The 14,221-nt window shown below is 43.6% G+C and carries 12 protein-coding genes; 9 read left to right on the plus strand and 3 right to left on the minus strand.

The window, feature by feature from the left end:
- Positions 1 to 168: 168 nt before the first annotated feature.
- Genes ACRQ5D_RS20025 through ACRQ5D_RS20035 form a run of 3 tightly spaced genes read left to right on the plus strand, consistent with a single transcriptional unit; the run spans position 169 to position 2,705 of the window.
- The gene (locus tag ACRQ5D_RS20025) at positions 169 to 1,068 is read left to right on the plus strand and encodes a thioredoxin domain-containing protein (protein ID WP_432326366.1); all 900 of its coding nucleotides are present in this window, start codon (positions 169 to 171) and stop codon (positions 1,066 to 1,068) included.
- Positions 951 to 2,189: a thioredoxin domain-containing protein gene (locus tag ACRQ5D_RS20030; protein WP_432326367.1), complete on the plus strand. Its 1,239-nt coding sequence runs from the start codon at positions 951 to 953 to the stop codon at positions 2,187 to 2,189. Before ACRQ5D_RS20025 ends, ACRQ5D_RS20030 begins: the two co-directional genes overlap by 118 nt.
- A 12-nt stretch (positions 2,190 to 2,201) precedes the next feature.
- Entirely contained in the window at positions 2,202 to 2,705 is a 504-nt protein-coding gene (locus ACRQ5D_RS20035) for an FKBP-type peptidyl-prolyl cis-trans isomerase (RefSeq protein ID WP_091175447.1), read from the plus strand.
- A 116-nt stretch (positions 2,706 to 2,821) separates the two neighbouring features.
- Here ACRQ5D_RS20035 and ACRQ5D_RS20040 read toward each other — a convergent pair whose 3' ends face one another.
- The 3 genes from ACRQ5D_RS20040 to ACRQ5D_RS20050 all read right to left on the minus strand — a co-directional run bounded on the left by ACRQ5D_RS20040 (position 2,822) and on the right by ACRQ5D_RS20050 (position 6,429).
- Entirely contained in the window at positions 2,822 to 3,559 is a 738-nt protein-coding gene (locus ACRQ5D_RS20040) for a hypothetical protein (protein WP_432326369.1), read from the minus strand.
- 69 nt (positions 3,560 to 3,628) lie between these two features.
- Positions 3,629 to 3,976, minus strand: a complete 348-nt coding sequence (locus ACRQ5D_RS20045; RefSeq protein WP_432326371.1) for a hypothetical protein — start codon at positions 3,974 to 3,976, stop codon at positions 3,629 to 3,631.
- Complete coding sequence (locus ACRQ5D_RS20050) at positions 3,958 to 6,429, minus strand: TonB-dependent receptor domain-containing protein (protein ID WP_432326373.1); 2,472 nt, start codon at positions 6,427 to 6,429, stop codon at positions 3,958 to 3,960. The genes ACRQ5D_RS20045 and ACRQ5D_RS20050 overlap by 19 nt, the downstream gene beginning before the upstream one ends.
- 115 nt (positions 6,430 to 6,544) lie before the next feature.
- On the opposite strand from ACRQ5D_RS20050, the gene ACRQ5D_RS20055 reads away from it, so the two are divergent.
- The 6 genes from ACRQ5D_RS20055 to ACRQ5D_RS20080 all read left to right on the plus strand — a co-directional run bounded on the left by ACRQ5D_RS20055 (position 6,545) and on the right by ACRQ5D_RS20080 (position 14,219).
- Positions 6,545 to 7,111 (plus strand): acyl-CoA thioesterase, encoded by a 567-nt coding sequence (locus ACRQ5D_RS20055; protein ID WP_090524579.1) that lies wholly within the window; start codon positions 6,545 to 6,547, stop codon positions 7,109 to 7,111.
- A gap of 52 nt (positions 7,112 to 7,163) precedes the next feature.
- Positions 7,164 to 9,068, plus strand: coding sequence for a tetratricopeptide repeat-containing sensor histidine kinase (locus ACRQ5D_RS20060; protein ID WP_091175438.1), 1,905 nt, complete (start codon positions 7,164 to 7,166; stop codon positions 9,066 to 9,068).
- Positions 9,069 to 9,490: 422 nt separating this feature from the next.
- Positions 9,491 to 10,396, plus strand: coding sequence for a fatty acid desaturase (locus ACRQ5D_RS20065; protein ID WP_431200258.1), 906 nt, complete (start codon positions 9,491 to 9,493; stop codon positions 10,394 to 10,396).
- Positions 10,397 to 10,966: 570 nt separating this feature from the next.
- Positions 10,967 to 12,496: a TolB family protein gene (locus ACRQ5D_RS20070; protein WP_091175432.1), complete on the plus strand. Its 1,530-nt coding sequence runs from the start codon at positions 10,967 to 10,969 to the stop codon at positions 12,494 to 12,496.
- 16 nt (positions 12,497 to 12,512) lie between these two features.
- Entirely contained in the window at positions 12,513 to 13,427 is a 915-nt protein-coding gene (locus ACRQ5D_RS20075; RefSeq protein ID WP_091175478.1) for a TIM barrel protein, read from the plus strand.
- Between the two features lie 180 nt (positions 13,428 to 13,607).
- Complete coding sequence (locus ACRQ5D_RS20080; RefSeq protein WP_091175430.1) at positions 13,608 to 14,219, plus strand: gluconate 2-dehydrogenase subunit 3 family protein; 612 nt, start codon at positions 13,608 to 13,610, stop codon at positions 14,217 to 14,219.
- The last annotated feature ends 2 nt before the right edge of the window (positions 14,220 to 14,221 follow it).

A 14,221-nucleotide genomic window follows, 5' to 3' on the forward strand; every position in this document is an offset into this window, starting at 1 on the left:
GCTAAATCCTCTCCAAAGGAGAGGACTTTGAAATCAGTGGTGAAGTATCAAAGTTTTTACACCCTCTCCTTTGGAGAGGGCAGGGTGAGGCTAAAACTTTTCTAAATAAATTCCATTTAACTTACAGGTGCAATTATATCTGCATTTTTGCAGCAAACACACAGCTATATGAATCGCCTGGTCAATTCCACATCGCCCTATTTATTACAACATGCCAATAACCCGGTAAACTGGTACCCCTGGGGCAAAGAAGCCCTTGATAAAGCCAAAGCCGAAAATAAGCTCATTTTGGTAAGCATCGGCTACTCGGCCTGCCACTGGTGCCATGTTATGGAGCACGAAAGCTTTGAAGATGAAGCTGTAGCCGCCGTAATGAACGAATATTTTGTTTGTATTAAGGTGGATAGGGAAGAACGCCCCGATGTTGACCAGATTTATATGAGCGCCGTACAACTCATGAGCGGCAGGGGCGGCTGGCCGCTTAATTGTATTTGCCTGCCCGATCAAAGGCCTATTTACGGTGGGACCTACTTCCGTAAAAACGATTGGACGTCGCTGCTCTTTAACCTGGCCGATTTCTACAAACAAAAGCCCGAAGAGGCCGAAGACTACGCGGTTCGCCTTACCGAAGGGATTCAAAAATATGAGTCGATAGAATTTGTGGTGGCGCAGGCGCAATACAGTAAGACCGATTTGCAAGCCATTGTAAATAATTGGAAACGATATTTTGATAAGCAGGAGGGTGGCACCGGCAACGCGCCCAAATTCCCGATGCCAAATAACTGGCAGGCTTTAATGCGCTATGGCTATTTAATGAAAGATGATGAAATAGCGGAGCAAGTGAAACTTACTTTGCATAAAACGGCTTTCGGGGGATTTATGATCATGTTGGCGGTGGATTTGCACGCTATTCGGTTGATGGGCGCTGGCATGTACCACATTTTGAAAAAATGCTGTATGATAACGCCCAGCTTATTAGCCTGTATGCCGAAGCTTACACCTGGCAGCCAGATGAATTGTACAAACAAATTGTTGATGAGATCATCACTTTCAGTACAAGTGAGTTGATGTCGCCTGAGTATGGATTTTATTCGGCGCTTGACGCGGATAGTGAAGGAAAGGAAGGCAAGTTCTATATTTTTACCAAAAATGAGATTGAAGAGATTTTAGGCGTTGAAGCCGGTTTGTTCAGTATCTACTACAATATTACGGAGAATGGCAACTGGGAAGAGGAGGAATCGAACGTATTGTTCCGGAAGGACAGCGATGAAGATCTGGCCGCAAAATTAGGGCTGCCTGTCCATGAATTGCTTGCCAAAATAGCTGCATCCCGTCAAAAAGTATTTGATGCCCGCGGCGTACGCGTACGGCCGGGATTGGATAACAAGATCCTGGCATCGTGGAATGGCCTTATGCTGAAAGGCCTGAGCGATGCTTACCGCACGTTTAATAAGCCGGAGTACCTTGAGCTTGCGCTGAACAATGCCGGGTTTATTTTAAATAACCTGCTTGGCCAAAATGGCAGGTTATCACGTGTTTACTGCGCCACATCGTCACCGGATAAACCTGTGGCATTTTTAGATGATTATGCCAATATCGTCGATGGGCTCATTGCCTTATATGAGGTTACTTTTAATGAGCATTGGCTGCAGCAGGCCAAAAGCCTTGCAGATACAGCCATAGCCCACTATTATGATGAAGCAAAGGGCATTTTCTTTTTTACGGCCGATGATGATGAACAGCTGATTGCCCGCAAATCTGAAATTATGGATGGGGTGATACCTGCCTCTAATTCGGTTATGGCACGGGTGCTTAAAAAGTTAGGCTTGCTTTTTGATAACGAAAGTTACATTGAAGTTTCGGCGCAGTTGTTACGCAATGTGATGCCACAGCTGGCAAAGTATGGTTCGGCCTATTCAAACTGGGTGATGCTTTTGCTGGATGAGGTGTTTGGAATAAATGAAATTGCGATAACAGGTGCCGGAGCGGAAACTTTCAGAAAGGAAATGGAAAATAATTACATCCCCAATAAAATTATGTTGGGCGGTAATACAGGAAGTTTACCTTTGCTGCAGGATAAGTTTGGTGCATCAACGCAAATTTTCATTTGTAAAGATAAAACCTGCGGATTACCTGCTCATAACCCGGCCGATGCCATAAAAGAAGTTGAAGCCAGATTTTACAACTAAAAACAATTTACAATGAAGATTGCACCTCAGCACGTAGTATCATTAACCTACGATTTGTACGTAGACCGCGAAAACACAGGTACCGAAACTTTGGTAGAAAGTACCACCCAGGAACAACCGTTAACCTTTTTATTTGGTGCAGGACAAATGCTGCCTAAATTTGAAGATAACCTGAGCACACTTTCAACAGGTGATGCGTACGAGTTTCGCTTATCTCCCGAAGATGCTTACGGCGTATATGATGAAGAAGCAGTAGCCAACCTGCCAAAAGAAATGTTTCAGGGCACTGAAATCCCTGAAATTGGCAGCATTTTGCCTTTACAGGATAACCAGGGCCACCGTTTCCAGGCTATGGTAGTTTCAATTGCCGAAGATGCTGTTATTGTTGACCTTAACCACCCAATGGCTGGTCAGGAACTGCACTTTAAAGGTAATATCCTTAACGTACGCCCTGCAACTCCCGAAGAATTATCACACGGCCACGCTCACGGCCCGGATGGTCATCACGCTCACTAAGCCCCACCCAACCCTCCCCTAAAGGGAGAGGGCTTTAAATAAAAAGGTTCATTTAGCATAATGCTAAATGAACCTTTTTATTTTGTTGCTATTAAAGTGTTCCCGTCCGGGGAGATTTAGAGGGGGCTTGCCTGCTTAATAGAATTCCAGCCCCCGTCGTTTCTGAATGCGCACTTAATAAGCACACGGCAACCAACTGCTTCGCCGTTTACAGTAGCCGGTACAAAGATTTTATCGGCAGGGTCGGGTACGTCAATGCTCATATTGAATGTTTTCTTGAACGAGCCGCTGTACACATGCACTTTAAATGATGCAAGCCTCCCCAATGGGCTAATCAATAGCTCTACCGCTCCAAATGATACATTAGGGTTAAGGTTCATTAAATCGGGCGGAAGCTTAAATAAGTTCAGATAGGGGAGGTAGCCAAAAAATCTGCCGCCTACTTTAAGTGGTTTGGTTGTTTTGGCCGAATCATTAAGTTTTACATCAACAAAATACTGCAGGTTTGAAGTACTGTCTTCAGGTGCTTCATAGGTGATCTGGTTGGTCCTGTAGTCGAAATTTTGTACCAGGTGTCCGCGGTTGTCGAAAAAGTGCCAAACGCCGGTCCGTTTATCATTATCATAGTAACCGCTGGCCAGGGCATAGTTTTTTTGATAAAGGGCCTGGTATAGCCCCTGCCTTATGCCTCTGTTCGTTTTAAGCACGTTAAACCGTTCAACTACCGAATCGGTGAGGCGATGTTTTACAACAACGGTTTCCGGGGCAGTTTTTGCAGCGGCAGCATCCTTGGTTTGCGCAAATGTGCTGCCGATAAATAGTATCGATATAAAGGTTAAAATAAGCTTTCTCAATGCAGGAATATAGATTGTTGTAAATATATAACAGCGGCTCACGTATCTCCAAAAAAAGCAGGATACAAATTATCCCCTGCCTCCACGCCGACCGCCGCCAAAGCCACCAAAGCCCTTGCCGCCGCCATTACGCCCGCCTTGCGGACGACTGCCGGTAAATTTTTGAAGCCGGAGCGTAAAGCTCAGCATAAAGTATCTGCCCAGCCGGTTGGTGCGTGTATCAATGATTTGGTTACCTACGGCGGTGCGGGTTATACCTTTGTTCTGGTCAAAAATATCAAAAGCCTGGAACCTAAGCGAGGCTATATGCTTGTTTAAAAACTGGTATTCCAGGTAGCTGCTCAGCAGGGTGGGGTTCGCTTTTACGGTACTGCTGAAACCGTGATTGATGGTTTGAGTTAAACTGTAACCAAGCACCCAACTGTAAAAAAATAATTGCGGCCGTCGAGCCCTAATGTCCAGGTTTGGGCATCGGTATTTAATGAGGACGGCAGGCTATAACGGGTAGTATTAATGCTGTAATTAGCGCTGATCTCGCTGTCCATAATGCTGTCAAGATCAACCCTTAGCTTAACGCCCTGGTTAAGTACCCAGTTTTTACCCTCATTACGCTGATTTTCAATATATGAAATGTTGTTGTTGTAGCTTGCGCCGCCGTTTAAGGATACGGTGTACTTGCGTTCGGCGAATGGTTTTGAAAATGAATAGTTGCCATTTACATTATAAAAACCGTTGGTGTTAATATAGCGGGTTGCCTGTATGGTATTGTTGCCTTTTGTGCTTTGGGTGCTATCGGTAACAGGGGCCGAATTGGTGACTATTTTATCCTGGGTTTCGGCAAATGATAAACTGGCGAACAGTGAATTGCCGCTGGCAATATCAAACTGGTTATAACGCACATTAAAGCTGTTGGTGAATTCGGGTTTCAGGTCAGGGTTGCCATAAACCCTGTTTTGGGGGTTTGAATAATCGGGCTGAAGTTGCAGCTGGCTAAATGATGGCTGGGCATTTGAGCCGCTATAGTTGAACGAGAATGAATGGTTTTTTGAAAAGTTATAGATAAATCTTGCCGTAGGGATGATATTAAAGGTAGATGTGGAGGTATGAAAATTGTGCGATTCCCCGTCAAGTTTTGAAGGCTGAACAGCCAGGCCCAGCGTATAATTATATTTAGGTTGTATCCCGCGAAGGTTTAACCCGATGCGGTTGGTGATGAACTGGTAGTTATACAACGTACTCAATGAATCAACGTAGGTTTGATTGCCTGTTACAGGATCAACCCGGTAGTTGTAGCGGTTATTATCGGTATTTGAATAATTATAACTGTAATTGCTTTCGAGGTAAGTTGTTTTGCCAACAGGTTCGATGTATGAAAAATGCAGGCTTACCCTTTGCGATTGATTATCAGAGTTGATCTGCTGAAACAATGGCGTTACCACGGTATCCTGCCGGGTAGTATATTTATCATTCAGTTCCTGATCGTTTTTAGAATAGCTTACATTGGCATTGACGCTGAAATTCCGTCCCTTTTTATGGAACTTGTGGTTATAAAGTACATTAAGACTGCCTGTTTGTGATGAATTATTGGTGAGAGCCAGCTCATTGCCGGTAACTAAACTTTGGTTACGGGTATTGCTGAAGGTATCGGTACTCATGTTTTCGGCAGTGGCGTATGAAAAGCCCGGGTTTATTTTGATATAGTTAGACGTATCAATTTTGTACTCGATATTGAAATCAAAACGGTGGTTGATACCATGGTTATGGTTAGTACTGTTGTCCATATTGATGATATTACCCGATTGATAAAGGTTTTGCTGCAAGGTTGTGCTGTTAATATCCCTGTCTTTATCGGCAAAACTATAGCTGCCATACACGGTAACTTTTTTGCTCCAGTCATCGCGGTAATTGGTACCTATGGAGCGGTTGGTAGTAATACCATTGGCGGTACTCACCCCGCCCGCGCTGCTGCCGCCTCCGCCACCTCCTCGTCCGGCCCGACCGCCGCCGCCACCGCTGCTGCCAAGGTTGAAGCTATTGGTGTTATTGTTATTCCAGGTGCCTATAACTGCCAGTTGCCTTGCATCATAAAATGAATTGGCCGAAAGACGGGCCTGATACCGGTCGTCATTACCAACGCCAACGCTGCCCTGGCCAAAATTACCTTTACTTTTTCCCTTTTGTATGGTGATGTTCAGGATCTTGTCCGGGTCGCCGGTTTTGATGCCGGTAAGGTTGGCCTGGTCGCCGTAATCGTCAATCACCTGTATGTTTTCCACAATATCGGCAGGCAGGTTCTGGGTGGCGGTTTGTACATCGCCGGTAAAATAATCCTTACCATTAACCCGCACCTTGGTAACCTGTTTGCCATGCGCGGTTACATTGCCGTCTTTATCAACACTTACGCCGGGCAGTTTTTTAAGTAAGTCTTCCACCGGCGATCCTTCCCGTACCTTATAGGCGCTGGCCTTATATTCTACGGTATCCTCCTTAATCGTGATAGGGATCACTGCCGAAACAACTACCGTATTTAGCATATTGGTTTGTACCTTTACTTTGATGGGGTCGAGGTTAATGGGTTTGGTATCGTTATCCATTACGTAACGGCGGGTAAAGGGCTGGTAACCGATACCGCTGATGGTGAGTTTAAAGTTTTTGGAGGCAACGGCGGGGAAATAAAATGCCCCGGCAGTGCTGGTTGCTACCACTACGCTGTCTTTGTCGGATATCAGTTTTACCGTAATTCCGGGTACGGCGCCCACGCTGTCAACTACCGTACCACGCACTTCGCGGGCTTGCTGGGCATAGGCAGTTGATAAAAAAGAATACCGATAAACGCGAGCAGTAAGTGTTTTTTCATAGTTTAGGGTCAATTTAGGTTATTGACCATTAAAGTTTAACGAAGGTTTAACTATTTAACCCTATGTAATACTAATGTTGCATATATTGTATTTTAGTGCTTAACCTTATACTATATTACCATATATTATGAACCCCTTACCCGATATAGACGGCTATAAAAGCGTGGCATTTTCGCAGGCCACCATTACCGAACTGATGATCCCTTCGTATTCCAATTTTGGCGGAAAGATCCATGGAGGGATCTTGCTTTCGCTCATGGACAAAGTAGCCTATGTATGTGCCGCCAAACACGCCGGTAATTATTGTGTAACAGCATCTATCGACACTGTGGATTTTTTGCAGCCCGTGGAAGTAGGGGAACTGGTATCGCTCATGGCATCGGTAAACTATGTAGGCAATACTTCGCTGGTGGTAGGGATCCGGGTGATATCTGAAAATATCAAAAACCATTCGGTAAAACATACCAACACCAGCTATTTTACTATGGTAGCTAAAGATGATTTTAACAAGCCGGCCAAAGTGCCCGGCCTGGTTTTGGAAAACCGGGAACAGGTAAGGCGTTTTATTGAAGCCCGCCGCCGTAAAGAGATTAAGCAGAGTTATATGAAAGAGGTTGAACAAATTCAAATGCCCGATAACTACGAGAATTGTATTGAACTGCTGCAGGGCGAGCGGTGCATTGTTGCCGGATAGCTATTGCCTATATTAAGTTTATTGTTAGATTGCAGTCTGAAACTGTTAGCGAATGACAAGGCCCCTTGGTTTATTATTGCTGTTATTAATGCATAGTACTGTTTATGCGCAAAAAACAAGCGGAATTGAGCCGGAAAAATCGCCGTCACTAATCAAAACCATCGACAGCCTTAACAAATTGGTTGAGGAAACCTATGTTAGTGCTCCCTACGAGGCAAGGGTAAGTGCTGAACATGCCTTGCTGCTTTCGGAAAAAATAAAATATAATGAAGGTACGGGCGCCGCTTTTTTAAATTTAGGGCATGTGTACTGGTCGCAGTCATACTATCCTATCAGTTTGTTTTATTTTAATTCGGCTTTAAATTATCTGCCCAAAAACAAGCCGCTGTTACTGGCCCACTGTTATAGTTCTATCGGCAGGGCTTATACAGATTTGCAAAACTATAGCAAGGCTATAAAAAATTTAGACATCGCGGCCCGGTTTGCCGGTCATGATCCTAAAATGCTTGCCGAAGTTTATAACGAGCGTTCATTTGTTTACGCCAGGCTTAAACAATATGATAAAGGCATTGCTCTTGCCAAACTTGCCATGCAGCTTAGCCGTACGGTAAATGACCAGCCCGCGATATGTATATTATATAGCCGGCTGGCTAATGCTTATCGGTTAAAAGGGCAGTATCAACAGGCGGTCGCTTATTCAGACACTGCCCTGCAAATGAGTTATATTGTTAATAATAAGCGTTTAAGGGCTATCTCATTTATTGAACGTGCTGTTATTTACAATTCGTTAAACCAGTTTGACAAAGCCGTTGACCTTGCAAAAAAAGGCGCGGATTTATCCGATAGCATCGGTGTTATGGATGGCATTTCGTCGGCTTATAAAACCATGGCCTACAGCTTTGAGCAAAAGCATGATATGGTACAGTCGTTAGTCTATCAGAAAAAGTACACCCAGGCGCTCGATAGCGTTAGCGCTGCCAATAAGCGTAAAAGTACCGAGCTCATACAGAGTTATTTTGAGCTCAACAGCCGTCTTAATGCTATTGCCGCGGTTGAGGAAAAGGCAGGGCAATACCGCGAAAAAATTCATTTGCAAAAGGTTATAATCATTACACTGCTTATTTCATTGCTGGTTGTAATATTGGCTTTGTCGGTTACCTATTACCTTTATAAACAAAAGCGGGTTTTAAATAACCGGATGCGCAAGCAGCATAAAGCCTTATTAATTCAAAAAGAACTGATAGAAGACCAATCGGCAAACCTGGCAAATATTAATAATCTTAAAGATAAGTTACTGGCTGTAATAGGGCATGACCTGCGTACACCGCTTGCTAATCTGAATTCTATATTACGTTTATACAACACCCGTGTTTTAAGCGATGATGAAGTTCAGGACCTGATGAAGGAAATAGAGCCGGTAGTACAGGGTGCCGAATTAACCCTTTCAAACCTGCTTGAATGGGCGGGCAGCCAAATCAAAGGCGTTAATCTTGAAGCATCAGCAGTCGATATTTATTTAATTGGCAATGAAATCGGGAGGATTTTTAGTTACCTTTTTCAGCAAAAAAATATCAGGTTTGAAAACATGGCTTTACCCGGGATGTGTGTACAGGCCGATGAAAGGCATGTAAAAGTAGTTTTAAGTAACCTGGTTAGTAATGCTATTAAGTTTACGGGCAATTACGGTATTATTAGTTTGCTAAGCACCGTTGATGAAGGTATGGTGGTGATCAGTGTTAACGATACCGGCAACGGTATTCCTGCAGAAAAACTTGGCAAGTTATTTAGCCTTAATACGAAATATACAGCAACAGGTACTTCCGGCGAGAAAGGCACCGGCATTGGTTTGTTTTTATGCAAGGAGCTTATTGAGTTTAACGGCGGCAGGCTTTGGGTAAATTCAGAATTGAACAGGGGCAGTACCTTCAGTTTTAGTCTTCCCTTGGTAACGGATTAAACTTTCCTCAAAAATTATTCCTATTTTAAATTAATGGTCTGCTATACGATTAATGCTTATTAAGTAATATGTAGCTGATATTAACTTTTATAATTTCTTATAAAGAAATTTAATTATTTTGAAAAAGTTTTAATCATTTGTTGGGTAATTTAAATCTATTTATCCCGTTGTTACGTATAAGCAGTAGGTACTTTTTACTATATTGTGACAATTTATAACAATTCTCCGACAATTTTAAACTAATCTCCCAAACACTTAATGGCATTTTTAAACACTGTGCTCGAACCACCTGCATATGGTTGGACAGATGGGCTTGGCAACCTCTCAAAACCTACTAACACACAAATTGTAAAAGAATTTTTTAAACGGCTAAATGTATTCAGGGATAAAAAAACTGGCTTTCGTTTTTAAGCTGGTCGCTGGTGCTGGCTTTAGTGCCGTTCCTGGGGCTGTTCATCTTTAAATATTTCAGTATCACCGGGCTTATTGTTGCCTTCGTATACAGTATGATTATTATGGGCACCCATGGTACAATCTGGCACCACCGGTATTGCACTCACGGAGCTTACACCTTTAAAAATAAATTCTGGCGTTTTTTTACCCAGAACCTTACATTGAAGATCATCCCTGAAGAAATCTACGCAGTATCGCACCATGTGCACCACGCTTTATCTGATCAGCCGGGCGATCCTTACAATGCACAAGGTGGTTTTATGTATTGCTTTTTAGCAGATGTTAATCATCAGCCCATAGCACGAAACATGGACGAAGTCACTTACAAAAAATGTGTTAACCTGATGAAACACACGGGGGTAAATACAAATACTTACAAGCAGTATCAAAAATGGGGCACCCTGGCTAATCCAACCCGAACCATAATTGGTATTATACTGAACTGGGGCTTTTGGTTTACAGCTTTCTACCTTTTAGGCGGACCGGCATTAGCTTGTGCTGTATTTGGCTCTGCCGGCATTTGGGCAGTTGGTGTACGTACATTTAACTACGAAGGTCATGGAAAAGGAAAAGATATGCGCCGTGAAGGTATCGACCATAACCGCGAGGATATGTCAATCAATCAGTTGTGGCCGGGTTATGTAGCAGGTGAGTGGCATAACAACCACCATTTATATCCTAAAAGCGCCCGCTCTGGCTTTAAGCCATATCAGTTTGATTTGGCCTGGTGTTATATTAAAATGATGAGTATGCTGGGAGCTGTAAGCTCATACCGCGATTCAAAAGCTGATTTTTTGAAGGAATATTGTACGCCGGGACCGGTAGTATCGCCAGCGGCTATACCAGTTGCTGAAATATTGGTAGCGGCGGAATAAGCTGTTATTAAATACATTAAAAGGCCATAGCAAGATAAGTGCTGTGGCCTTTTTGTTTGGTTTGCCGCCACTTTGGCTGCTGTTAGTATTGTCATCGTCATCTTGTGGAAAGAAGAAAAGGCGTTGGATTGTGCGATTCCCTCCCCTGGGAGGGTGTAGGGAGGGGTTTCATCGCTTTGCCTATACCGGAAATAGCAGATGAACCCCTCCCTGCCATTACACATTTCCTACCACACCCCTCCCAGGGGAGGGAATTGAAAAACTTTTGCCGTTGTTGGTGTTGTCACCAACAACTATGCGCTGTGCAATTCAACTGGTGATCTCCGCTCTATGTCATCCGACGCGTTAACCTATCTGGTGGTTGTTGGTGACAACACCAACAACGGCAATGTGACAATACCAATAACAACAGCGTCCTGTTTTAACCTCCTCTCCGTGTTAAAATTACACTTTGTAAAAATCTGGCTATATATCAAAAATGTGGAGAATTGTTAAAATAGTACTATCTTAATAGCGAATTGATTATATACCTTAGTGAACCGATTATAGTGTACACTAAACACCAAACCAATGCGCTGTAAAATATTAAATGTTGTGTTATGCATAGCTTGCATTGCCTTGTTTTCTGCCCGGGTTAGTGCTCAGGACGTAGGAATATTTGAAGGCCAAACCGATGTTGGTACGGTCAAGCATCAGGGCAGCGGTGTATATGACGCTAAATTACAGCAATATACGCTTATTGGTTCGGGCCAGAATATCTGGGCTACGCATGATGATTTTCACTTTGTGTGGAAGAAAATGAAAGGCGATTTCATTCTTCGCACCAACGCCGCATTTATAGGCAAAGGTTTTGAAGCGCATCGCAAGGTTGGACTAATGGTTCGCACCACGCTTGATTCAAATTCAAAACATATCAATGCCGTTGTGCATGGAGATGGCTTAACCTCGTTGCAATACCGTAAAACGGTAAGCGGCATTACCGAAGAAAAGAAGGCATCCATCACTGCGGCCGATGTGATCCAGTTGGAACGCAAAGGTAATACCTATACCATGTCGGTAGCCCGCAAAGGCGATCTCTTTGTGAGCGAGGAAGTAACCGGTCTTGACCTGGGCGACGACGTTTATGTAGGCATTTTCATCTGCTCGCACAATGCGGATGTTACCGAGAAAGCTGTATTCAATAACGTACGTATAGTTACACCCGCACCGGCCTCATTGATTCCTTATAAACAATATTTAGGCAGCGCCATTGAGTTGCTTGACCTTGAAAGTCAGAATGCCACGGTGGTTTATCAATCACCAAAATCACTTCAGGCACCAAACTGGACGCTTGATGGCAAATCACTCATTTATAACAGCGAAGGCTCATTGTATAAATTCGATCTTAAATCGCATACACCAACGGTACTCAATACCGGCATCGCTAAAAATAATAATAACGACCATGTGCTTTCCTTCGATGGCAAAATGCTGGCTATCAGCAGCGGCGATGGTGGCCCATCAATAGGATACACAGTTTCTTCGGCCGGTGGCGAGGCTACACGGGTAACCCAAACCGGGCACGGCGCAAGTTATATGCATGGCTGGTCGCCTGATAAAAAGTACATCGTTTTTTGCGGTGAGCGCAATAAGGAATTTGACGTTTACCGCATCCCCGCCGCTGGTGGTCCCGAAGAGCGCCTTACCAACACGCCCGGTTTGGATGATGGCCCCGAATATTCGCCCGATGGAAAATACATCTACTTTAATTCGGTGCGCAGCGGCCTGATGCAGGTTTGGCGCATGAAAGCCGATGGTAGTGAACAAACCCAGCTTACTAATGATGATTATAACAACTGGTTCCCGCATATTTCGCCGGATGGTAAATGGATAGTTTATATTACCTTCCTGAAAAACGAAGTATCCCCCGGCGACCATCCTTTTTATAAGCATGTCTATTTAAGGCTGATGCCGGTAGGCGGAGGCCCTTCAAAAGTGGTAGCTTATTTATACGGCGGTCAGGGTACTATCAATACCCCGTCATGGGCGCCGGATAGCAAGCACCTGGCATTTGTAAGTAATTCTGATTTATTGTTTCCTGTATTTCCTATTGCAAAATAACCTTAAACATATAACCATGTATACATCACGCAGATCATTTTTAAAAACCGGCGCAATGGCAGTAGCCGGGGCGGCACTACTTCCTGATAGTTTATTTGCCGCTACGGATAGTAAGCTTAAACGGGTAGGGGTGCAGCTTTATAGTGTACGCGATGCCATGAAGGCCGATCCGCAGGGAACGCTTAAAAAGATAGCTGATGCAGGTTATGCACATGTGGAGCATGCAAATTACATCGACAGAAAATTTTACGGCTATACCGCCAAAGAATTTAAAAAGATCCTGGCCGATCTTGACCTTAAAATGCCAAGCGGCCATACCGTAATGACACCTCAGCACTGGGATGCAGCCAAAAATGATTTTACCGATGCCTGGAAGTATACTGTTGAAGACGCGGCCACTATGGGGCAAAAGTTTGTGATAAGCCCCTGGCTTGATGAAAAGGTACGTACAGATACCGATGCCCTGAAACGCACTATGGAGCAGTTTAACAAATGCGGTGAGCTTTGCAAGCAATCATCCATGATGTTTGGCTACCATAACCACAACTTTGAGATCAGTACCAAAGTAGGGGATATTACCCTTTATGATTATATCATCCAAAATACCGATCCGGCTTTGGTGGCCCAGCAAATAGATATCGGCAACATGTACACTACTGGTGGCAGGGCGTTGGAGTTTATCAATAAATATCCCGGCCGTTTCCAGTCCATGCACGTAAAGGACGAAATTAAAGTACCGCCTCATGGTGGCGATGATACTGAGAGTACTATTTTAGGCGCGGGGATCCTGCCTGTTAGGGATATTGTAAAGGCTGGGGCAAAAAAAGGCGGCACCTCGTTGTTCATTATTGAGCAGGAAGCATACCAGGGCAAAGACCCAATCGATTGTGTAAAAATTGATTTACAAATCATGAAAAAATGGGGCTATTAATAGTATAAGACTAACTTACACCCGTGAAGATTTAATTTTTACAGCCTTTTATTTTGAATTGTAATTATTAAGTTTGGGAACACATTATAAATCATATTAAGCCTTTCTCGTTACCTGTTCAGTAAGTTGAAAGTTTTGTGGCAGATAAATGGGCTTAGCTAAAACAATTTAGTTTAAACAATGGACCGGCGTACCGTCATTAAAAACCTGGCTTTAATAATAGGAGGGGCTGCATTGCTCCCGGCCTGTTCGCAGGATAAAGCAAAGTCGAAGGTTGCACTCAAAAATATTGATATCACTGCCGATCAGGAACAGTTGATAGGCAATGTAGCAGAAACTATTATACCTAAAACAACAACGCCGGGTGCCAAAGACCTGCAGCTGCATTTATTTGTGTTGAAGATGGTGGATGACTGCTATAAAAAGGAAGATCAGCAGGCATTTGTAACTGGCATGGGCCATTTCGCAGATCAATCTCAAAAATTATATAGTAAAACGTTTGACCAGCTTGATACTAAAACCCGCGAAGTATTTTTGCTGGATATAGAAAAAGAAGGTAAAGCGGAAGAAGAGGCGGCCAGAAAAAACAGTGATAAAAAAGATGCTGCACCTGCCACTCCTCCTGCAGGCAAGTATTCGCCCGAGCTTAAGAAGTTTTACAGCATAGTAAAAAGGCAAACCATAAACGGTTATACCAATTCAAAATATTTTATGACTAAAGAGGTGGTATATGAGCTTGTGCCGGGCAGGTACAATGCGCATTTCCCTTACAAACAAAAGCAAGCAGTATAAGT

Origin of the sequence: Mucilaginibacter sp. P25 (genome assembly GCF_050859465.1) — a bacterium.
GTDB lineage: Bacteria > Bacteroidota > Bacteroidia > Sphingobacteriales > Sphingobacteriaceae > Mucilaginibacter > Mucilaginibacter gossypii.